The sequence below is a fragment of the Embleya sp. NBC_00888 genome, assembly GCF_045207655.1.
Lineage (GTDB): Bacteria > Actinomycetota > Actinomycetes > Streptomycetales > Streptomycetaceae > Embleya.
In genome coordinates this window covers 1,036,241-1,057,753 of the sequence record NZ_CP108784.1, presented here as the reverse complement: position 1 = coordinate 1,057,753, position 21,513 = coordinate 1,036,241, and the positions used below count along the sequence as shown (strand labels likewise).

Below are 21,513 nucleotides of genomic sequence, written 5' to 3'. Positions count from 1 at the left end.
CGCGAGCCGGCGGGCGGCGTCCGGTCGTGGGAATTCGGTGCGCTCGGACCGGTCCGACGAGCGCAGTCGGGTGTGGTCGCCGCGCCCGGCACGCGATATCGGAACCCGGGTGGACAGGATGGCGGTGGGGGTGCACCACGCCGAGGAGGTGGCCCTTGTGGGGCGATGGCGTGGGGGCGGCTAGGTTGGGCGGCATGCTTGTGGCGTTGATCGATTCCGGGATGGGGCTGTTGCCGACGGCGGGATGGCTGCGGCGGTTGCGGCCGGATCTCGACCTGTTGTTGTGTACGGACCCCGACCACATGCCGTGGGGCGACCGGAGTGAGGCGACGATCACCCGACGGGTGCTGGCCGCCGCGGAGCTGGCCGCCGAGCGCGGCGCCGACGGCATCGTGGTGCCGTGCAACACCGCCACCGTCACCGCGCTGGATACGCTGCGCGCGCGCTGCGAACCGGCCGTGCCGGTGGTGGGCACCGTACCGGCGATCAAGCCCGCCGCCGCGTCCGGCGCCCCGTTCGCGGTGTGGGCCACGGTCGCGACCACGGCGAGTGCGTACCAGGCCCGGCTGATCGAGGAGTTCGCCGCGGGCCGCACCGTGGTGCGGGTGGCCTGCCCCGGTCTCGCCGAGGCGATCGACCGGGCCGACCGGCCGGCCGTCGAGGCCGCGATCGCCGACGCCGCGCGCCGCACCCCCGCGGACTGCGCGGGCGTGGTCCTCGGCTGTACGCACTATCCGCTGGTCACCGACCGGATCCTGGCCGCGCTGCCCGCCGGGGTGGGGTTGTACGACAGCGCCGAGGCGGTCGCCCGGCAGACGCTGCGCCGGCTGGGCCTGACCGAGGATCCGGACGCGGTGCCGGGCACGATCGAGGTCACGCTCAGCGGACGCCCCGGCACGCTGCCGCCGAACGCGCTGGCCTACCCGCTCGGCCGCGCGCTCGCCGAGGGCAGCCGACCGGCGCCGCAGGGGTCGACCCCGGTCGGCCCGGCGGCGCGCACGCAGCCTGCCTGAGCCGATGGGGCCGGCCTCGCGCCCTACGCGTTCCAGGTCCGGGTGCTGAGCACCAGGTGGTAGCCGTCGGGGTCGACGACGGTGACGCCGTACTTGTCCCAGTAGGGGTTGTGCGCGGCGGTCCGGGTGCCTCCGGCGGCGACGAGGCGGTCGATCAGGGCCGGGTCGATCGGCTCGCCCAGGTAGAGCACGAACAGGTCCTCGGCCGTGGGTGTGGGCGGCAGCGGGTTCTCCGGGTCGATGGTGAGCTCGAAGTGCCAGCCGCCGCCCGGGAGGCCGACCATGACCAGGTCCCATTCGCCGGAGACGCGCTCGGTGGTGCGCCACAGGACTTCCAGGCCCAGGCCCTCGACGTAGAACCGCTCGGCGGCGGCCAGGTCCCGCGAGGGACGGGCGATTCGTACGTGTGTGTCGGTGCTGATCATGGGGGTGAGGTTAGCGGGCGGGTCCCCGCCCTCGGACAGGGTGTGTCCACCCCGGCTCGGCCGTCCGGCGATCGAGTGGACCGGCACGGATCGGGCGAGCCGAGCCGGGGTGCGACACCCGCGTGCGTGCCTACGCGCTAGACCGAGTTTCGATATCCGCGGAACGCGCGCGCCGTCAGCCGGACCGCGAAGGCCGCCAGTGCGATCAGGGCCGCGCCGCGCTCGGCGACCAGGGCCCAGTCGGGGTCCGCGCGCATCGCCGACCGGGCCGCCTCCAACGCCCAGTTCAGCGGATTGAACCGGGCGACCTCGCGCATCCAGCCCGGCATCCGGGACGCGGGCATGAACGCCGAGGACAGGAACGTCAACGGCAACAGCAGGAACGTGTTCAGCGCGATCACCGTCTCGCGTTGCCGGGCGACCATGCCCAGCGCGTTGGAGAAGGCGCCGAAGACGGTGCCCAGCACCGAGGACACCACGATCAGCACCAGGATCCCGGTGAGGCCACCCGGATAGTGCGCGCCGGCGAGCCGACCGAGGCCGATCATCACCAGCGACTGGAACGCGGTCGAACAGCCCTGCGCCACGATGTTCGCGTTTGATCAGCGCGCCGCGCCGGAGCGGGGTGACCAGGAAGCGGTCGAGCGTGCCTCGCTCGATCTCCTCCAGCATGCCCATGCCGGCCCACATGTTCGCCGAGACCGCGTTCATCACCACCACGCCCGGGACGAGGTAGTCGAGGTAGGACCCGGTGCCGAAGCCGGGCAGGTCGACGATGTCGCGGAAGAGCCGGCCGAAGAGGAAGAGCCAGATCACCGGCTGGATCAGGGTGATGACCAGGTAGGCCGGTTGGCGGGCGAAGACCCGGAACTGGCGGTCGGTCATGTACCAGGTGTGGCTGATCACCTCGCGCGGCCCGAGCCCGCGTGCGGGGTTCGGTGCGGTGGTCGTCGTCATCGCGCTTCTCCCTCGATGTCCGCGGTGTCGCCGGTGCCGGTGACGTCGGTGGTGCCGACGCCGTTCGCGCCGAAGCGGCGGCCGGCGTGGCGCAGGTAGACGTCGTCGAGCGAGGGACGGGACACGGTGACCGCGCCGACCCGGGCGCCGGCCCGTTCCAGTGCGGCCAACACCTCGGGTACGGCGGCGGCCCCGTCGTCCGCGCGGGCGTGCACCACACGGGCGTCGACGGTGATCTCCCGGACGCCCGGCACCCGGGCCAACGCGTCCCGCACCGCCGGCCCGGCCGGATCGAGCAGGTCCACGTGCACCGCGTCGCCGCGCAGTTCGGACTTGAGCCGTTCGGGCGTGCCCTCGGCGACCACCCGGCCGCGGTCGACGATGGCCAGCCGCGCGGCCGGCCGATCGGCCTCGTCGAGGTAGTGCGTGGTGAGCAGGATGCTCAGGCCCTCGCCGGCCAGCCCGCCGATCTCGTCCCACATGTCGGCGCGGGCCTCGGGGTCGAGTCCGGTGGTGGGCTCGTCCAGGAAGAGCACCTCGGGGTGGTGCACCAGGCCCAGCGCCACGTCCAGCCGGCGCAGCATGCCGCCGGAGTAGGTGCGGACCGGGCGACGCGCGGCCTCGGTCAGGCCGAAGCGGTCGAGCAGGTGGTCGGCGCGCCGGCCCGGGTCGCGACCGCGCATGCCGAACAGGCGCCCGGTCAGGATCAGGTTCTCCCGGCCGGTGGCGGCCGGGTCGGCGCCGGAGCGCTGGGCGACCACGCCGATGGCCCGGCGGACCCGGGCCGGATCGCGGACCACGTCGTGTCCGGCCACCCGGGCCGAGCCGGAGTCGGCGGTCGCCAGGGTGGTGAGGATCTTGACGGTGGTGGACTTGCCCGCGCCGTTGGGCCCGAGCAGGCCGAAGACGGTGCCGGGAGCGACGCTCAGGCTCAGTCCGGCCAATGCCGGCACGCCCTCGGGGCGGCCCTTGAGGGGATAGGTCTTGACGAGGTCGTGCGCCTCGATCGCGGGCGCGCCGGTGCCGGCGACGCCGGTGTGGCGCGTGCGAGCGCCGTGGACGGTTGCCGCCGTCCGTGCGGTGTGCTCCATGACGGAGTGGATCCCTCCGGTCGACATTCGGTATGGCGGAGCCGGATGGCTCGCCGACCTGCGACAAGAGGACCGGGGATACGATGAGTTCGGTGCACCTCGTACGTGCCGGTCCCTGTTGGCGCAGGGTTTCGGTTCGAGGTTCCCGGCCCCCGGAAGCGGTGTTCGAGCACCGTCCGGGGGCCTCTTCTTCGGTTGTTTCGGTATCGGATGCGCCGGGATCGCCGGCTTCGGTATCGGTTCTCTCGGTATCGGCTCTCCGGGGATCGACGCTCTCGGGGTCGGGCGGATCGGATTCGGCAGCTTCGGGTCCGGCTGCCTTGGGGCGGCTGCCTCGGGTCAGGCCGTCTCGGTCCGACGTGGCGGGACTTACCGGCTGGAGTCGTCGTCGACGGCGGTCTCCCGGTGGTTCTCGGTGCGTTCGGCGGGTGCGTGCTCGGGATTCGCGCCGTCCAACTCGGCCCAGCCGGCCGGGGTCTCGCCGGTGGTGTGGAAGCGGCGCCACTCGGCCACGCCGGACAACGAGCCGTCCGCGATCGCGGCGAGCAGGCCGCGCACCCACCGGCCCTCCGCCTCGGCCATGGCCAGTTCGTACTCGTTCTCGACCAGGAACACCGCCGGCAGGTGGCTCGCGAGCTTGTCCACCTCGGCGCGACCGTGCGCGATGTGCGCGTCGATGGACTCGACGCGTCGCCGGAGCAGGTCGGTCACCTCATCGGGAGAGAGCACGCCCATCAGGGACAGGGCGCCCTCGAAGCGCGGGAACTCGTGTACCCGGACCGAGAGCAGTTCGCCGAGCCATTCGCGCATCTCGGCGTCGCCGGTCTCGGTCACCGCGTAGGTGGTGCGCTCGGGCCGGCGGCCCTCGCGTTCGACCCCGGTGGCGGCGATCAGGCCGTGCTTCTCCAGGTTGCGGACCACGGTGTACAACGATCCGTAATTGATCTTGATGCTGTTGTCCTTGCCCCGGCTGCGCAGCACCTGCGCGATCTCGTACGGATGGCGCGGCTGCTCGGCGACCAACACCAGCACGGCGAGTGCCAGTGTGCCGTCGACCTTGCGCCTTGCCATGGACCGCCTCCGGAACCTCGATTACTCGTCAACGAATATATGACTGCGAGTAGTGCGCGTCCAGGGCTCCCACACAGTTGGCGGCAATGGATTCGCACGTGCCCGGGATCGCCGGAATTTCCGCGCCGTTCCCCGGGGTTGGCGTTCGGTGAAGGTTCAAGATCGAGGGGGAGACATGTCGAGCGGGATCGTGGTGTCGGGGAGCGTCGCGGCGGGGTTCGAGGAGGTCCGGGCGGAGTTCGCCACCGTCCTGGCCGAGCTGCCGGACGAGCCGGGGGCCCAGCTCGCGGTGTACCGGGAGGGTCGTCGGGTGGTCGACCTGTGGGCGGGGGACCAGGTCACCGGGGACACGCTGACTCCGGTCTACTCGGCGACCAAGGGCGCCGCGCACCTGGTGGTGGCGCTGCTCGTCCAAGACGGCGTGCTGGATCCGGACCGCACCGTCGCGCACTACTGGCCGGAGTTCGCCGCGCACGGCAAGGGCGAACTCACCCTGCGCGAGCTGCTCGCGCACCGCTCCGGCGCGATCGGCGTGGACGGCGGCTTCACCCGCGCGGAACTGGCCGACGACCGGCTGTCGGCCGAACGACTGGCCGGCCACCGGCCGTTCTGGCAGCCGGGCACGGCGTACGGCTACCACGCCTTCGTGATCGGCGCGCTCACCGGTGAGGTGGTGCGGCGGGCCACGGGGCGCTCGATCCAGGAGGTCTACGAGGAGCGCGTGCGGGCGCCCTACGATCTGGACATGTACCTCGGCCTGCCCGCCGAGGCGGAGGCCCGCACGCTCGACATGTTGCCGATGGCGCCCACTCCCGCGCAGCGGGCGCGGATGAGCGCCAACGCGCCCGACCGGTTCGGCCGCACCGGCGTCGCCTTCAACCTCAATGCCGAACCACCCACCGACCTGGTCGAGTTCGCCAACTCGCGCGAGGTGCGGGCGCTGGGTCCGGCCTCCTCCGGCGGCGTCGGCAACGCGCGGGGCCTGGCCGGGATGTACGCGGCCGCGATCGCCGAACTCGACGGTCGGCCCGCGCTGCTCAAGCCGGAGACGATCACCGAGTTCGCGCGCGTGCACTGGGGCGGCACCGACCTGGTCACCGACGAGCACGACCACTTCGCGCTCGGCTTCGAGGCGCTGGGGGTGCAATACCCGTTCCTGGGCGCCGACGCGTTCGGACACAGCGGCGCGGCCGGCTCGCTGGCCTTCGCCGCCCCGCACTCGGGCATCGCGTACGGCTACGCCCGCCGCCGCTTCGCCTACCCGGGCGGCGCGGCCCCGGAAAACACCCGCCTCATGCGGGCGGTGATCCGGGCGGCGAACGGCTGAGCGGACCCGTCGGCCCGGATGTGGTCATCGGTGCGGCCGGCGAGTGATCGCGAACGGCGACGTGCGGTCGGCCCGAGTCGGCCCGAGTCGGCCCGATTCGGGGCCGACCGCACGTCGCGTGGCGCTTGCGCCGGAATCCGGGGTGTTCGGTCAGGTGAAGATGGGGGCGTGGTCGCGGGCCCAGGATTCGAACGTGCGCGGTGGGGTTCGGGTGAGGGTCTCGATCGTGGTGGTCACGAGTGCGGGCTCCGGGGGTGCGTCGGCGCCGGCGAGGAGGGCGTCGACCAGGGCGGGTGGGCGGCCGTCGGCGAGCATTTGGGCCCGTGCGTCGGCTGTCGGGACCGGCTCGAACCGCAGGTCGCGGCCGATCGCCGCGCCGATCAGGTGGACCTGATCGGCGCGACCGAGCACCTGCGGGCCGGTCAGGACGTAGGTGGCACCCGCGTGGCCGGGCTCGGTCAGGACGCGGACCGCGCAGGCGGCGACGTCGCGCTCGTCGACGATCGGCTTGGCGGGCAGGTCGGGGCCGCGTACGACGCCGGTGGAGCGGATCTGGCCGGCCCAGCCCAGCGTGTTGCTCGCGAGCGTGTCCGCCCGCAGGAACGTGCGTTCGGCGCCGGACCCGGTGACCACCCGCTCCATGCCGGCGTGCAGTGCGCTGATCGGATCGGCCTGCCCGTCGACGTCGTCGCGCACCCGCGAGGAGGAGAGGTAGACGACGCGACCGGTGTGCGCCTTCACCGCGTCCAGGACGCCGGGTGCACCCTCGGCGGTGAGGAAGGGCCAGATCAGGAACACCGCGTCGACCCCGGTCAGGGCCGGCCCCAGGGTGTCCGGCTCGGCCAGGTCACCGCGCACCACCTCGACGTCGGCCGGCAGACCGGCCGCCTCGGGCCGGCGTGCCAAGGCGCGCACCCCGACCCCTGCGGCGAGCAGTCGATCCACCACCCGACGGCCGACGTTTCCGGTCGCCCCGGTCACCAGAATCATGTGCCATCCCTCGCGATTCGCGGGTGGTGGTTCCACCCTCGTCGCCGACGATCCTGCAACCTCCACCGCACTTGAGGTCAAGGCGACCGGGGCCGGTCCGGACCCGTGCGGGGTCCGGCCGCCGGCTACTCGATGATCTTGTCCAGGAAGGCGAACAGGTTGCCTCGGGTGCGCTCGACCTGTTCGTCCAAGGTCAGCGACTCCTCGAAACGCCCACCGGGGGCCGGCGCCTTGAGGCCGCGCACGTACAGCGAGCACGCGAGGTCGGTGCAGATGTACACGCCGACCGAGTTGCCGTCCCGGCCGGCCCGACCGGTCTTGCGTGCCGTCATCAGCGAGACCCCGCCGCCCGGGTGCGTGGTCAGGCACAACGAGCACATGCTGCGGTGCAGGTAGCCGCGGCGCTGGGCGGGGAAGCGCAGGGTCACGCCGACCGGCGCATCCCGGTATTCGGTCACCAGGTAGGTGCGATCGGGCGCCCCCGGATCGCCCCAACCCAGGAAATCCAGCTCGGCCCAGGGGCGTTCGGCCAGGTCACGGGGCACGGGCAGGCGTTGGGCCGCACCCTTGGAACAATTGACGAACGACGTACGGATTGCCTGCTCGGTCAGTGGGTTCATGCGGCGGAAACTAACAGCGCCTAGGTATCCTAGGCAAATACCTAGAGGCTCTAGGAAGCTCTGGGAAGTACCGAGGGCGCGACGACCGGCGCCTCGACGGAGGAGTGGCGCGTGGCTCGAGCGGGACTGACGGCGGAACGGGTGACCCGCGCGGCGGCGGACCTGGCGGACGAGGTGGGGTTCGAGAACATCACCCTGACCGCGCTGGCCCGAGGCTTCGGGGTCAAGGACGCGAGCCTGTACTCGCACGTCAAGAACATCCAGGAGTTGCGCCTGGGGATCGCGATGCTGGCCGCCGACGAGTTGGCCGATCGCATCGGCTCGGCGGTGGAGGGCCGGGCGGGCAAGGACGCGCTGATCGCCTTCGCCCGGGCGTACCGGGAATTCGCCCTGGCGCGGCCCGGGCGCTACGCGGCCACCCAGGCGCGGATCGATCCGGCCCTGTTGGCCACCTCCGACGGCTACCGGCGCAACGTCGAGAGCACCTACGCGATGTTGCGCGCGTACGGCCTGGAGGAGCCGGATCTGACCGACGCGGGACGGTTGTTGCGCAGCGTGTTCCACGGCTTCGCGGTGCTGGAGGGCAACGGCGGGTTCGGCCACGTGCGCCGGCCGAGCGAATCCTTCGACCGGGCGGTGGAGGCGCTGCACGTGGCGTTGGAGAACTGGCCCGAGTGAGTCGGTCGGGCCGATCGGGCCGATCGGGGTTCGGGTTCGTCTCGGGCGTCGGTCGTGGCGGCCCCGGCTCGGTTCCCGCGTGGGTCCCGTTCGGGTTCGGTCGGTGTGCCTCGGCCCGGTGCGGTGTCGGCGGCGGTGTTCGGTTCGATCATGGTGCGTGGGGGACCGGCGTCCGAGCGGGTGGTCCCGGAGACGAAGGAGGCGCGTGGTGACGAAGTATGTGGCGCTGTTGCGGGGCGTGAACGTGGGCGGACACCGCCGGGTCCCGATGGCGGACCTGCGCCGCACGCTGACCGATTCGGGATACACCGAGGTCAGGACGCTGTTGCAGAGCGGGAACGTGGTGTTCGAGGCCGCGGAACAGCCGACCGCCGATCTGGTCGCGGCGATCGAGGTACTGCTGGCCGCCGAGTTCGGGTTCGCGGTGGACGTGATGGTGCGCAGCGGCGCGGAGCTGCGGGCGATGGTCGCGGCCAATCCGCTGGAGGTACGCGAGCCGGCGAAGTTCGCGGTGGCGTTCCTGAGCCCGGCGGCCGACGTCGGTGTGCTCGCCGGGATCGACCCGGACGACTACGCCCCGGACGAACTGCGGGTGGGCGAGCGCGAGTTGTACATGTACTTCCCGGACGGGCTGGGCAAGGCCCGGCTGACGCCGATCCTGGCCCGCAAGCTCCGCGACACGACCACCGTGCGCAACTGGAACACGGTGACCAAGCTGCTCGCGATGGTGGAGTGACGGGTAGCCGCACGACCGGCTGAGACAGGGCCCGGCGGCCGGTCGCCGCCCGCTGCCGGCTGCCGAAACCATTGCACAATTTCCTGTGCACAGATTATTGTGCATAGGTGACCAGGTCGCCGGAACGCCGAGACATCAGCGAACTCGAAGCGCTGAAGGCCCTGGCGCACCCCCGGCGGCAACGGATCCTTCGGGAACTGGAGGCGGGTGGGCCCGCGACGTCCGCGTCACTGGCCCGCGCGCTGGCGTTGAACACCGGCGCGACCAGCTACCACCTGCGGGAGCTGGCCCGGCACGGGTTCGTCGAGGACTTCGTGGACCCCGACGCACACGGGCGCGAACGGTGGTGGCGCGCCGTACGGCGGGATCTGCGGTTCCCGCCGCGCAGCGAGCAGAGCCAGGAGGTCCGGCCGGTCGTCGACGAGCTGAACCGCCTGGCCTTCGCGGCCGACCTGGAGGAGTACCGCGACGCGCAGAACGTGACCGAGGCCGAGGGGGGAATGGACGTGCCGTACTCGCGCGGGACCATTCACGTCACCCCGGCCGAACTGACCGAGTTCTTCGAGGAGTACATCGCCCTCCTCAACCGGTACAAGCGCACCGGCCCATTGCCCGCGGAGGCGCGCGCGATGCAGACCCGCTTCCTCGCGTTCCCGACCCCGCCCGGGCTGCGGGACAAGGGCGAGTCCGGGGCGACCGAACCGGGGACGGAACCGGGGGCGACCGAGCCTTGAGTGACGGCCCGGTCGCGCGCCTGCGCCTGACCGGTGGGGCCACTCCGGCCCCGCGCACCCATCCGAGCCCGAGCAACCCGAGCAGCCCGAACCCGGCGCGGAGCCACGGATTCACGGAGTCCCAGAACACAGAGCACAGAGCCTCAGAGCACTGAGCCCCAGATTTGTGGAGCCACGGAACGACCGGGCTCCCGATGCGCCGTGCGCCGGCGCACGCGTCGGTGACTCCGGAATCGGCCGGCCGGGCGCGCACCGCATCCGACCGGACACGCACCCCATCAGAAGAGACAAGGGCGGCACCGCACCATGAGTTCGCACGACCAGATATCCGACGCCGTGTCCCTGACCGGAGTCGGACGCATCCACGGCAAGGGCACCGCCGCCGTCACCGCCCTGCGTGACGTCACCGTCGGCATCCGGCGCGGCAGCTTCACCGCCGTCATGGGGCCGTCGGGCTCCGGCAAGAGCACGTTCCTGCAGTGCGCGGCGGGCCTGGACCGGCCGACCAGCGGCACCGTGCGGCTCGGCGACACCGACCTGTCCGGGCTCTCCGAGACCGGTCTGACCGAACTGCGGCGCGAGCGGATCGGCTTCGTCTTCCAGGCGTTCAACCTGATGCCCTCGCTCACCGTGCTGGAGAACATCACGCTGCCGCTGCGCCTGGCCGGTCGCAAGCCGGATCGGGCCTGGTTGGCGGAGATCGTCCAGCGGGTGGGCCTGACCGGGCGCACCGAGCACCGGCCCGCCGAGTTGTCCGGCGGCCAGCAGCAACGTGTCGCGATCGCCCGCGCGTTGGTCACCCGGCCCGAGGTGGTCTTCGCCGACGAACCCACCGGCGCGCTGGACACGGTCACCGCCAAGGAGGTACTCGCGCTGCTGCGCGACACCGTCGACGCGATGGGCCAGACCGTGGTGATGGTCACCCACGACCCGGTCGCGGCTTCCTACGCCGACGAGGTGCTCTTCCTCGCCGACGGGCGGATCACCGACACGCTCACCGGAGCCGGCGCGGATCGCATCGCCGACCGGATGACGCACCTGGGCGCGTGGGCCTGATGTTCTTCCTGGCCATGCGTACCCTGCGCGCCCGCAAGGGCGGCTTCATCGGCGCGTTCGTCGCGCTGGTGTGCGCGGCCGCACTGGTCACGGCCTGTGGCGCGCTGCTGGAGACCGGCCTGCGCGGCGACATCCGGATCGAGCGCTACGCCGGTACCGACACCGTGGTCACCGCGGACCAGAACCTGCACTGGACCAAGCACAAGAAGGGCAAGACCAAGGTCAAGTCGAAGCCGCTGACCGAGCGGGCCTGGCTGGACGCGGCCGCCGTGGACAAGCTGCGCGCGGTACCCGGCCTCGAGGCCGTGGTCCCGGAACTGACCTTCTCGGCCCACGTGCTCACCGCCGGCGGCCGGGCCCTGGACACCGCCGACAACGCGTGGGGCCACGCGTGGGAGTCGGCCCGGCTGACCCCGTTCACGCTGCGCGCCGGTCGGGCGCCGACGGCGGCCGGTGAGATCGTGCTGGACGCGGACCTCGCCCGCCGGGCCTCGGTCGAGGTCGGCGGTACGGTCACCGTGCAGGCCGGTGCGGCCCCGGGATCCTTCCGGGTGGTGGGCATCGCGGCGCCGCCCGGGCGGGATGCGCTGGCCCGGCAGGCGACCGTGTTCTTCGCCGACGCGGACGCCCGGCGACTGGCCGGGCATCCCGGACAGGTCGCCTCGGTGGGCCTGTTCACCGCGCCCGGCGCGAACCCGGGCACCGTGCGCGCGGCGGTGCGGGACGCGCTGGCCGGAACCGGCGCGCAGGTGCGTACCGGTACCGATCGCGGACCGGCCGAGTTCCCGGCGGCGGCCAAGGCCCGGGTGACCCTGGTCAGCCTGGGCGGCGCGCTCGGCGGTACCTCGCTGCTGGTGGCGATCCTGGTCGTGGTGGGCACGTTCGCGCTCTCCATCCAACAACGCAGGCGCGAGATCGCGCTGTTGCGGGCGATCGGCGCGACGCCCCGGCAGATCCGCCGGATGGTGGGCCGCGAGGCGCTCGTGGTGGGCCTGATCGCGGGCGCGCTCGGCGCGTTCGCCGGGTTGGGGCCGGCGCGTTGGTTGCACGGGCGGTTCGTCGCGTTCGGCGCACTGCCGGACACGCTGGAACTGAGGCTGAGCCCGATCCCGCTGATCGGCGCGGTACTGCTGACGCTGCTCGCGGCCTGGACGGCGGCGCGCGTGTCGGTGCGCCGGGCCTCGCGCGTACGACCGACCGAGGCGTTGGCGGACGCGGCGATCGAACGACCGCGATTGGGCGTCGCGCGCACGATCGGCGGTGTGGCCGCGGCGCTCGGGTACGTCGTACTCCTGCTGGTGTTGCGGACGTTGGACACCGAACCCAAGTCCACGCCGGTCACCTTCCTGACGGTGATCCTCGCCGCCGTTGCGACCGCGCTGCTCGGTCCGCTGCTCGCTCGCGCGGGCGTGGCCGTACTCGGTTCGGTGGTCGGGCGCCTGTCGCCGATCAGCGGCTTCCTGGCGGCGCGGAACGCGCGGGCCGCCGCGGAACGGGTGGCCGCCGTGGTCACGCCGCTGAGCCTGGCGGTGGCGATGGCATCGACGATCCTGTTCACCCAGACCACGGCGAGCCATGCCGCGGGGGAGCAGGCGAAGGCGGGCACATCGGCCTCGTACACGCTGGTCGCGGGCCCCGGTGTGCCGGCCGCGGCGGCCGACGCGGTGCGGGCGGTGCCCGGGGTCGAGGTGGTGACCGAGGTGCTGCACTCGTTCGTCCGGGCCGGGCAGGACAAGTTCCCGGCCCAGGGCGTGACGCCGCGCGGGGTGGAGCGCGCGCTCGACCTGAAGACGCGCTCCGGTTCGCTCGCGGCGCTGACCGACACCACGGTCGCGGTCAGCGAACTGGCCGCCAAGACCAAGGGGGTCGGGGTCGGCGACGACCTGCGGATCACCATGGGCGACGGGGTGCAGGTCACCCTGAAGGTGATCGCGGTGTACGAACGCGGCCTGGGCTTCGGCGATCTGACCCTGCCTCATGCGGTGATGGCGGCGCACGTGGACCGGCCGGCGGCGGAGGCGGTGCTGGTCTCCGGTACGACCGCGGTGTCGCGGGCGCCGTTGCAGCGGGCGATGGGCGAGTTCCCCGGGGTCCGGGTGCTGGATCGGGGCGAGGTCGAACAGGCGCGCCGGGATCAGGCCGGCACCCAGGCCCAGGTCAACTATGTCGCGATGGGGCTGATCATCGCGTTCACCGGGATCGCGGTGGTCAACACGCTGGTGATGGCGACTTCGGCGCGGCGACGGGAGTTCGCGCTGCTGCAACTGGTGGGGACGACTCGTCGGCAGGTGTTGCGGATGCTGCGGTGGGAGACCGGGGCGGTGGTGCTGTTGGCGGCCGTGCTGGGGTCGGCGGTTGCGTATGCGACGTTGACGGCTTACAGCGTCGGGATGACCGGGAGTGCGTCTCCTTATGCGCCGCCGGTGACGTATGCGGCGGTGTTGGTGGCTGCGGGCGGGTTGGCGTTTGTGGCCACGGTCGTGCCGGGGCGCGTGGCGTTGCGGGGGAATCCTGCGGACACGATGGGGTTGCGGGACTGAGTTGGCCTCATGCGGTGGCCTCATGTGCCGGCCGGGCTGGTTGTGCTCGGGCGCCGGCCGGGCTGTTTGGCCTCAAGCGCCGGCCGGGCTGGTTGTGCTCAGGCGCTGCACGGGCTGGGTGGCCTCAGGCGCCGGCCGGGCTGCTTGGCCTCAAGCGCCGGCCGGGCTGGTTGTGCTCAGGCGCTGCACGGGCTGGGTGGCCTCAGGCGCCGGCCGGGCTGGTTGTGCTCAGGCGCTGCACGGGCTGGGTGGCCTCAGGCGCCGGCCGGGCTGCTTGGCCTCAAACGCCGGCCGGGCTGGTGTGCTCAAGCGCCGCACGGGCTGCTTGGCCTCGAACGTCGGCCGGGCTGGGTGGGCTCAAGGGCCGCATGGGTTGGGTGGTTTTGGTGGCTCGGACGGAAGCGCCGGTCGGGGTCTTTGGGGGCCGGCCGGCGCTTTTGGGTTGGGGATGCTCCTATGCATGTCAAGCCGCAGGAGCGAGGTTGATTTGGGTGATTCGTTCCGCTGGTGTGCTGGTCAGTGCGCGGTAGACCTCGCGGGCGACGAATCGCTTGAGGCAGCGCATGATGTCCTTCTTCGACAGCCCTTCCTTGGTGCGGCGTTCGACGTAGGCGCGGGTGCGTTCGTCGTAGCGCATGCGGACCAGCACGATCGTGTGCAGGGCGTTGTTCGCGGCCCGGTCGCCGCCCCGGTTGAGGCGGTGGCGGTGGGTGCGGCCGGAGGAGGCCGGGATCGGGGCGACGCCGGCGAGGTGCGCGAACGCGCCCTCCGAGCGCATGCGCTCGGGGTTGTCCCCGGCCGAGGCCAGTAGCTGGCCGGCGGTCTCCGGTCCGACACCGAACAGCTTCAGCAGGGCCGGGGCCGCCTGCTCGACCAGGGGGCCGATCTCGGCGTCGAGCTCGGCGATCTCCGTGTCCATCGCCTGGTGGCGGCGGGCGAGGCGCCGCAGCGAGGCCTTGGTCGCCGCGAGCGGGCGGGAGACGTCGTCGCCGGGCCGCAGCCGGGCCAGGGTGCGTATCAGGGCGGTCCGGTCCAGGCCCGCGACCTGCTCTCGCAGCATCGCCGGGGCGGTCACCACGAGGTTGCGGATCTGGTTCATCGCCTGGGTGCGGGCCTTGATCGCGCTGCGGCGGGCGACCCGCAGCACGCGCACGGCCTCGACCACTCCGTCGCGGCTTTTGGGGATGCCGGTGGCCCGTCCGGAGAGCACTGCGGTCGCAGCGGCGTAGGCGTCGATCGGGTCGGACTTGCCCTTCGTCCGGCGGGTCTTGCGGTCCGGCCGGTCGACGTCGACGACCGTGACGCCGGCCGCTGTCAGGACCCGCGCGAGTTCGGCTCCGTAGGCGCCGGTGCCCTCCACCCCGACCGCGGTCGGGGTGCCGTGCGAGCGCATCCAGTCAAGCAGGTCCCGGTAGCCGCGGACGGTCGCGGGAAACTCCCGGTCGGCCAGATGCCGGCCGAGCGGGTCGATCACGGCCGCGTGGTGGGTCGGGCCGTGCGTGTCGACTCCGCCGGTGATCTCCGCTCCGTCGTGCGTCATGCTGGTCATGTCCGTCCTTGCCGCTTGTCCGAGCCGAGGGCGGCACGCGCCGGTCGGGCGGGTGGACAAGACAGTGACGGGGCTTCTGGACCAAGCTCCTATGAGGTCACAAACGCCCGTCCGGCCGCGTGCGTGGTGGTCCCGCCGACGAGCCGACAAATCCCATACAGGACAGTCAACGACGTCAGTCAGGGGGCGAGTCAGGCTCATCAGCAGAACCACCAGTCACATGATCACTGTCAGGGGGTGAAGGTGGTGAGGACTTGTTCTGCTTCGGTGAGGAGGGTGGTGTCGTGGGCGCCGGTGGCTACCGTGTCGTAGAAGAGGTGGACTCGGGCGTTTTCGATGCCGCTGAAGTTGGTGATGCCGATTCGGAGGCGGCGGTCGAGGAGGTCGTCCCAGCCGCCCTTGGTGAAGTGTTCGTGGGAGTAGCCGGCCAGGCCGAGCCACAACATTCGTTTTCCGGCCAGGCGTGGGCGGCTGCGGCCGTAGGCGAAGCCGTAGTTCCACACCCGGTCGATCCAGCCCTGGAGTAGGGCGGGCAGCCCGAACCACCACACGGGGAAGACCACGACGATCGTGTCCGCGGCCTCGATCCGGGCCATCTGCGCGCGTACTTCCGGGCTGTAGTGCTTGTCCCGGTCGGCCCAGTCGGGTTCGTCCTCGACGGTCATCCGCGGGTCGAAGCCCTCGGCGTGCAGGTCGAGTACGTCCACGCTGTGGCCGTCGGTCAGCAGCCGGTCCCGGACCCGCGCGGCGACCCGTGCGGTCAGCGAGTCGGCCCGGGGGTGGGCGAGGACGACGAGGGCGTGCGGCGCGTCGGTGGTCATGTCGGGGCCTTCCTCGGTGGTGGTACCGGTCGGAGCGGTGGGGCCGGGTCAGTCGGCCAGGCGGACGAGCATCTTGCCGGTGTTGGCGCCGCCGAGTACGCCGAGGAAGGCCGCGGGGGCCTGCTCGATGCCCTCGAACACGGTCTCGTCGGTGCGCAGCGAACCGTCGGTCAGCCAACCGATCGCGCGCTCGGTGAACTCGGGGAACAGCGCGAAGTGGTCGGTGACCAACAGGCCGCGTAGGTTCAGCCGCTTGATGTACGCCTGGAAGAGGTTGCTCGGGCCGGGCACCGGCTCGGTGGCGTTGTAGCCGCTGATCGCGCCGATCAGCGCGAACCGGGCGCCGACCTTGGCGTTCGCGATGGCCGCCGCCAGGTGGTCGCCGCCGACGTGGTCGAGGTAGACGTCGATGCCCTCGGGCGCGGCCTGGGCGAGCTGGTCGCCGATCGCACCGGCCCGGTAGTCGAGCGCGACGTCGTAGCCGAAGTCGGTACGCAGCCGCTCGGCCTTGGCCGGGCCGCCGGCCGAGCCGATCACCCTGGCCGCGCCCAGCTTGCGGGCGATCTGGCCGGCCACGCTGCCGACCGCGCCCGCCGCGCCGGAGACGAACACCGTGTCGCCCGCTCGGACGGGGGACACCTCGGTCAGCGCCGCGTACGCGGTCAGGCCGGGGGTACCCAGCGCGCCCAGGTACGCCTGGGCGGGGACGGCGGAGGTGTCCAGGACGACGGCGGTGGCCGCGTCCACGACCGCGTACTCGCGCCAGCCGGCGAAGTGCGACACGGTCGCGCCGACCGGGACCGCGTCGGCACGGGAGGCGATCACCTCGCCGACCGCGCTGCCGTCCAGGACCGCGCCCAGCTCGAACGGCGGTATGTACGACTCGACGTCGTCCATCCGACCGCGCATGTAGGGGTCGACCGACATCCAGGTGTTGCGGATCAGGAGCTGACCTTCGCCCAGCGCCGGGATCGCGGCGGTGACCAGCTCGAAGTCGGCGGTGGTGGGAGTGCCCACCGGGCGGGCCGCCAGGCGGATTTCGCGGCCGGTGGTAACAAGGTTGGTGGTGCCGGTGGTGCCGGCGTCGACGTTGGCGTTGACGGACATGGTGGGGGCTCCCTGTTTCGGTGCTTCCCGGGCTGCGGTCTGTGCTGCTCGGGGTGTCTTGTTCGGGCTGTCCCGAACTCGATGACACGACTGTGCCGCCGGCCGCGCACGGAATCCTGGGGGTCTACGCACGGGCACCCGCGGTCCACCGTCAGAGGCCGGTTGACCTGCGCTAACGTGGCGGCATGCGCTTCGGGGTGATGGGTCCGCTGGCGGTGTGGACCGCGGACGGACAGCCGGTTCGAGTCCCGGAGTCGAAGGTGCGCGCGCTGCTCGCGGACCTGCTCGTGCATCGGGGCCGGGCGGTCTCGGCGGATCTGCTCGTCGAGGACCTGTGGGGCGCGGACCCGCCGGGCAATCCGGCGAACACGCTCCAGACCAAGGTCTCCCAACTGCGCCGGGCGCTGGAGGCGGCCGAACCCGGCGGGCGCGAACTGGTCGCCTACCGCCCGCCCGGCTACGAGCTGCGGGTCGAGGCCGGCGCGGTGGACGCGGACCGGTTCGCCGAGCTGACCGCGCGGGCGCGGGCGAGCGTCGACGCGCGGATCCGGGCGGGCTTGTTCGCGGACGCGCTCGCGCTGTGGCGTGGGCCGGCGTTCGCCGACTTCCGGGACGAGGAGTTCACCCGCGCGGCGATCACCAGGCTGGACGAACAGCGGCTGACCGCCCTGGAGGACCACGCCGAGGCACGCCTGGAACTGGGCGAACACACCTCGCTCGCCGACGAGTTGGGTGAACTGGTGGCGCTGCATCCGGTTCGGGAGCGGCTGCGTGCCGCGCATCTGCGCGCGCTGTACCGGTCCGGGCGGCAGGAGGAGGCGTTGGCGGGGTACGCCGAGCTGCGCGAGCGGTTGGCGGACGAACTGGGCCTGGACCCGGGGCCGGAGCTGGCGGCGTTGCAGCGGGCGATCCTGGCGCAGGATCCGGGGCTGGCGCCGGTTTCCGTGGCCGGCTCGGCGGCGGAGTCCGTGCCCGGATCTGCGCCCGGGTCTGTGTCCGGTTCCGTGCCCGGTTCCGTGTCCGGGGCCGCATCGGTCGGCGCGGCGACGGGCTCGGTGGGTTCGGCGGCGGATCCGGCGGGGGGTGCGGCGGCGCGGGCGCGGTCCAACCTGCCCGCCGCGTTGACCGAGCTGGTCGGTCGGGAGGACGCGGTGGCCGAGGTCGGCAAGCTGCTCGGGGCCGCCCGGCTGGTGACCCTGACCGGCCCCGGCGGGGTGGGCAAGACCCGGCTCGCGCTGGAGTGCGCGGCCCGGGCGGTGGACGACTTCCCGTTCCCGGACGGGGTGTGGCTGGTCGAGTTGGCCGGCCGGCGCGATCCGAGCGGCGACGATCTGGCCGACGCGATCGCCTCGGCGCTGGGTATCCGGGACGAGGTCGCGGCGGGCGCGGGACATGTCACGGCCCAGTCGCGGACCCGGTTGGCGGACGCGCTGCGCGGCCGTCGGCTGCTGCTGGTCCTGGACAACTGCGAGCACGTGATCGAGCCGATCGCCGAGCTGGCGGACCTGTTGCTGCGGGCCGCACCCGACGTGCGGATCCTGGCCACGAGTCAGGAACCGCTCGCGGTGGGCGGCGAGGCGCTGAGCGTGGTGCGGCCGCTGGTGGTGCCGGACGCCGGGGCGGATCCGGCGGCGTTGGCCGAGTCCACGGCGGTACGCCTGTTCGTGGCCCGAGCGGCCGCGGCGGCGCCCGGGTTCGTCCTGGACGCGCACACGGCGGACGCGATCGCGGCGATCTGTCGGCGTCTGGACGGGATCCCGCTGGCCCTGGAACTGGCCGCGACCCGGGTGCGCGGGCTCGGCGTTCACGGTCTCGCGGCACGGCTGGACGACCGGTTCCGGGTGCTCGGCGTGGGTCGGCGCGGGGTGCCGGCCCGGCAGCAGACGCTGCGCGCGATGATCGACTGGAGTTGGGAACTGCTCGGCGCACCGGAACGGATCGTGCTGCGCCGGTTGGCGATTCACGCGGACGGGTGTGCTCCCGAGGCCGCCGAGGCGACCTGCTCCGGCGACGACGTGGCCCGGGTCGACGTGCTCGACCTGGTCGGTCGGTTGGTCGACCGCTCGCTGGTGGTCGCGGTGGAGGGGCGGTACGGGCCCAGGTACCGGCTGCTGGAGTCGGTCGCCGCGTACTGCGTGGAACACCTGCACGCGGTGGGCGAGTTCGACGTGGTGCAGGCTCGGCACGACGGCTATCTGGCCGAGTTCGTCGAGCGCGCCGGGCCGCGGTTGTACGGCCGCGATCAGTGCGAGTGGCTCGCCCGGCTGGACGCGGAGAGCGGGAACCTGCGCGCCGCGTCCGATGGCGCGGCCCGGCGCGGGGACGCGGGGCTCGCGTTGCGGTTGGCGGGTGGGGCGGCGTGGTACCGGTTCCTGCGCGGGCGCCACCGCGAGGCGTGGCGGGCGTTGGACGCGGCGCTGGCGGTCGAGGGCCGCGCGCCGGCCGCGTTGCGCGCGGCGGCGGGAGCCTGGCGGGCCGGGTTCGCGATGTTGATCGGCGACGGCAGCGACCTGGTACGGCAGAGCCGGGACGCGCTGGCGGCCTACGACGGGATCACGGAGGGGAGGGCGCGGGCCGAGTGGTTCCTGGGCCTGGCCCACCTGCACGTGGGGGACGCGGACGCGGGTGGCGAGCTGATCGATCGGGCCCTGGCGGGCTTTCGTGCGGCGGACGACGCGTGGGGGATCGCGGCGGCGTTGACCGGTCGGGCGAAGGCGCTGATGTTCCGCGGTGACCACGTGGCGGCCGGCGAGGCGGCGGCGGACGCCGCGGCGCGGTTCGCGGCGTTGGGCGAGCGCTGGGGGCTCGTCCAGGCGTCGGATCAACTCGCCTATGTGGCCGAGGTGTCGGGCGAATACCACCGGGCCGCCGAGCTGCATCGCGAAGGGCTGCGCGGGGCCGAGGAGTTGGGCCTGTGGACGGATGTGTCGTACCGGTGGTCCGGGCTGGGCCGGATCGCGTTGTTGCGGGGTGACTTCGCGTCGGCCGAGGAGTTCCACGAGCGGGCGCGTCGGCTCGCGGTCGAGCGGTCGGACCGGTTCGCGGAGGAGTTCGCGACGGTCGGGCTGGGGCTCGGCGCGCGACGTGCGGGGGACCTGGCGGGGGCCGAGCGGCACCTGCGCGGTGCGCTGGAGTGGAATCGTCGGCTGCACGAGGACTACGGCGTGCCGTTCTACGGGGTGACGCTGCTGCTGGCCGAATTGGGCTTCGTGGCGGAACTGCGCGGGGACGCGGTCGGTGCGCGGGACCTGCACGAGGAGGGGCTGGCGGCGGCGCGGGCCTCGGGCGATCCGCGGGCGGTCGCGCTGGCGCTGGAGGGGCTGGCCGGGGCCGAGTCGATCTCGGGCCGAGCGGCCGAGGCGGCGACGCTCCTGGGCCGCGCGGAGGCGCTCCGGGCCTCCATCGGCGCGCCGTTGCCTGTCGGCGAACGCGGCGACGTGTCGCGGATCGCGGCGGCGGCCGGGAAGACACTCGGCCCTGCGGCCTATGCGCGCGCCTTCGACGAGGGCCTCAAGCGCGGGTCGGCCTGAGGGCTTTCGGCGGGCGTTGGGTGTCGGCCGGGTTGGGTTGGCCTCAAGCGCCGGCCGGGCTGAGGGGTTTCGGTGGGGCTTGGGTGTTGGTTGGGTTGGGTGGCCTCAAGCGCCGGCCGGGCTGAGGGGTTTCGGTGGGCGTTGGGTGTTGGTTGGGTTGGGTGGCCTCAAGCGCTGGCCGGCCTGAGGGCTTTCGGCGGGCGTTGGGTGTTGGTCGGGTTGGGGTGGCCACAAGCGCCGGCCGGCTGAGTGTCGTTGGCGGGTCTCGCGCTGGTGTCGTAGGGCGTGGCATGTCGGTGGCTTCGTGCCTGGGTGGTGGACGGGACTTGGGATCGGGTGTGCGGTGCCGGACGGACGGGATCCGTGGCTGTCGGCGGCTGGGCTCGACGCGTGGATCGTGCAGCGATCAGTGGCGAGGCCATGATCAAGGTCGCCGGGGTTCGGCGACTGTTGGCCGCCCGTTTCGCCGGCGAGGAGATTGCGCCCGGCCCCATCGAAACCGAAGTTGTCCGATGCCTTGCCGAGGATGCCGAACGCGGATGGCCAGGGGTTGGCCAACGGGTTCTCGGGCGCCGGCCCGGCTGAGGGGTTCGTGGGTGTCGGGTGGTTGGAGGGGAGGGGTTTTGGTGGGGTAGTAGCGTCCGGGGTATGGAGATTTGGGTCAATCCTGCGTGTTCGAAGTGCCGGTCCGCGTTGTCGTTGTTGGATGAGGGGGGCGTCGAGTACACCGTGCGGCGGTATTTGGAGGAGCCGCCGAGCGTGGATGAGCTCGAGGCGGTGTTGGGGCGGTTGGGGTTGGAGCCGTGGGACATCACGCGTACCGGTGAGGCGGTTGCGGGGGAGCTGGGGATGGGGACGTGGGGGCGTGCGGCGAGCGATCGCGGGCGTTGGATTGCCGCGTTGGCGGAGCATCCGATTTTGATCCAGCGGCCGATCATCACCGCTGACGACGGCGCCACCGTGGTCGGGCGCACGCCGGAGGCGGTGCGCTCGCTGCTCGACTGAGGTGGTGGTGGTGGTGCGTTCCGCCTCGGGACGGCGCGTCGCCGCCGCGGTGGGGCGTGTCTTCCATCGGCCTTCGGGCTCCTCGCTGCGCTCACCGCCCCGGCGAAACGCCCGAATGGAACCACTGTGTGGGCGCTCCGGCACGCGGACGCGCGGTGCCGGCCGCCACGGAGGCCGACGGGGGATGGAAGGCACGCCAGAGGGCCGATCGCCGTTGCGGATGGAAAAACGAGGGACATATGCCCGATTGATGCTGATTTGGG

17 protein-coding genes and 1 pseudogene are annotated in these 21,513 nt (G+C 72.6%); 9 read left to right on the top strand and 9 right to left on the bottom strand.

Going from position 1 to position 21,513, the window contains the following annotated elements:
• Positions 1-194: 194 nt before the first annotated feature.
• On the top strand, positions 195-1,013 hold the full coding sequence (locus OG948_RS03980; RefSeq protein ID WP_395868177.1) for a glutamate racemase: 819 nt from the start codon (positions 195-197) through the stop codon (positions 1,011-1,013).
• Positions 1,014-1,036: 23 nt separating this feature from the next.
• Here OG948_RS03980 and OG948_RS03975 read toward each other — a convergent pair whose 3' ends face one another.
• The 4 genes and pseudogenes from OG948_RS03975 to OG948_RS03960 form a co-directional block, all read right to left on the bottom strand.
• Positions 1,037-1,438: a VOC family protein gene (locus OG948_RS03975; protein ID WP_406293872.1), complete on the bottom strand. Its 402-nt coding sequence runs from the start codon at positions 1,436-1,438 to the stop codon at positions 1,037-1,039.
• 137 nt (positions 1,439-1,575) lie between these two features.
• Positions 1,576-2,395: pseudogene (locus OG948_RS03970) on the bottom strand (ABC transporter permease).
• Positions 2,392-3,486 carry an ATP-binding cassette domain-containing protein gene (locus OG948_RS03965; RefSeq protein ID WP_406293871.1) on the bottom strand — a complete coding sequence of 365 codons (1,095 nt, stop codon included), beginning with the start codon at positions 3,484-3,486 and terminating at the stop codon, positions 2,392-2,394. The pseudogene OG948_RS03970 and the gene OG948_RS03965 overlap by 4 nt, the downstream one beginning before the upstream one ends.
• 369 nt (positions 3,487-3,855) lie before the next feature.
• Entirely contained in the window at positions 3,856-4,557 is a 702-nt protein-coding gene (locus OG948_RS03960; protein ID WP_406293869.1) for a PadR family transcriptional regulator, read from the bottom strand.
• A 175-nt stretch (positions 4,558-4,732) separates the two neighbouring features.
• Between OG948_RS03960 and OG948_RS03955 the strand changes: the two genes are divergently transcribed.
• Positions 4,733-5,884: a serine hydrolase domain-containing protein gene (locus OG948_RS03955; RefSeq protein ID WP_406293868.1), complete on the top strand. Its 1,152-nt coding sequence runs from the start codon at positions 4,733-4,735 to the stop codon at positions 5,882-5,884.
• A gap of 150 nt (positions 5,885-6,034) precedes the next feature.
• On the opposite strand, the gene OG948_RS03950 is transcribed toward OG948_RS03955, so the two are convergent.
• Both OG948_RS03950 and OG948_RS03945 read right to left on the bottom strand, forming a co-directional pair.
• Entirely contained in the window at positions 6,035-6,874 is an 840-nt protein-coding gene (locus OG948_RS03950; protein ID WP_406293866.1) for an NAD(P)H-binding protein, read from the bottom strand.
• Positions 6,875-6,999: 125 nt separating this feature from the next.
• Positions 7,000-7,494 (bottom strand): FBP domain-containing protein, encoded by a 495-nt coding sequence (locus OG948_RS03945; RefSeq protein ID WP_406293864.1) that lies wholly within the window; start codon positions 7,492-7,494, stop codon positions 7,000-7,002.
• A 111-nt stretch (positions 7,495-7,605) separates the two neighbouring features.
• Here OG948_RS03945 and OG948_RS03940 point away from each other — a divergent pair, with 111 nt between their 5' ends.
• From OG948_RS03940 to OG948_RS03920, 5 genes are all read left to right on the top strand, one after another.
• Positions 7,606-8,172, top strand: a complete 567-nt coding sequence (locus OG948_RS03940; protein WP_406293863.1) for a TetR/AcrR family transcriptional regulator — start codon at positions 7,606-7,608, stop codon at positions 8,170-8,172.
• 208 nt (positions 8,173-8,380) lie between these two features.
• Complete coding sequence (locus OG948_RS03935) at positions 8,381-8,908, top strand: DUF1697 domain-containing protein (protein WP_406293861.1); 528 nt, start codon at positions 8,381-8,383, stop codon at positions 8,906-8,908.
• 107 nt (positions 8,909-9,015) lie between these two features.
• Complete coding sequence (locus OG948_RS03930; RefSeq protein WP_406293859.1) at positions 9,016-9,642, top strand: ArsR/SmtB family transcription factor; 627 nt, start codon at positions 9,016-9,018, stop codon at positions 9,640-9,642.
• Positions 9,643-9,948: 306 nt separating this feature from the next.
• The gene (locus OG948_RS03925) at positions 9,949-10,698 is read left to right on the top strand and encodes an ABC transporter ATP-binding protein (RefSeq protein ID WP_395868157.1); all 750 of its coding nucleotides are present in this window, start codon (positions 9,949-9,951) and stop codon (positions 10,696-10,698) included.
• On the top strand, positions 10,698-13,238 hold the full coding sequence (locus tag OG948_RS03920; RefSeq protein WP_406300174.1) for an ABC transporter permease: 2,541 nt from the start codon (positions 10,698-10,700) through the stop codon (positions 13,236-13,238). Before OG948_RS03925 ends, OG948_RS03920 begins: the two co-directional genes overlap by 1 nt.
• Before the next feature lie 463 nt (positions 13,239-13,701).
• Here the strand turns inward: OG948_RS03920 and OG948_RS03915 are convergent, their stop codons facing one another.
• The 3 genes from OG948_RS03915 to OG948_RS03905 form a co-directional block, all read right to left on the bottom strand.
• A complete protein-coding gene (locus OG948_RS03915) occupies positions 13,702-14,787 on the bottom strand; it encodes an IS110 family transposase (protein WP_331770823.1) in 1,086 nt (361 codons plus the stop codon).
• A 230-nt stretch (positions 14,788-15,017) separates the two neighbouring features.
• A complete protein-coding gene (locus OG948_RS03910) occupies positions 15,018-15,608 on the bottom strand; it encodes an NAD(P)H oxidoreductase (RefSeq protein ID WP_406293858.1) in 591 nt (196 codons plus the stop codon).
• A 48-nt stretch (positions 15,609-15,656) separates the two neighbouring features.
• Complete coding sequence (locus OG948_RS03905; protein WP_406293856.1) at positions 15,657-16,715, bottom strand: NADP-dependent oxidoreductase; 1,059 nt, start codon at positions 16,713-16,715, stop codon at positions 15,657-15,659.
• 185 nt (positions 16,716-16,900) lie between these two features.
• On the opposite strand from OG948_RS03905, the gene OG948_RS03900 reads away from it, so the two are divergent.
• Both OG948_RS03900 and OG948_RS03895 read left to right on the top strand, forming a co-directional pair.
• Positions 16,901-20,245 (top strand): AfsR/SARP family transcriptional regulator, encoded by a 3,345-nt coding sequence (locus tag OG948_RS03900; protein ID WP_406293854.1) that lies wholly within the window; start codon positions 16,901-16,903, stop codon positions 20,243-20,245.
• Between the two features lie 648 nt (positions 20,246-20,893).
• The gene (locus OG948_RS03895; protein ID WP_406293852.1) at positions 20,894-21,250 is read left to right on the top strand and encodes an arsenate reductase family protein; all 357 of its coding nucleotides are present in this window, start codon (positions 20,894-20,896) and stop codon (positions 21,248-21,250) included.
• The last annotated feature ends 263 nt before the right edge of the window (positions 21,251-21,513 follow it).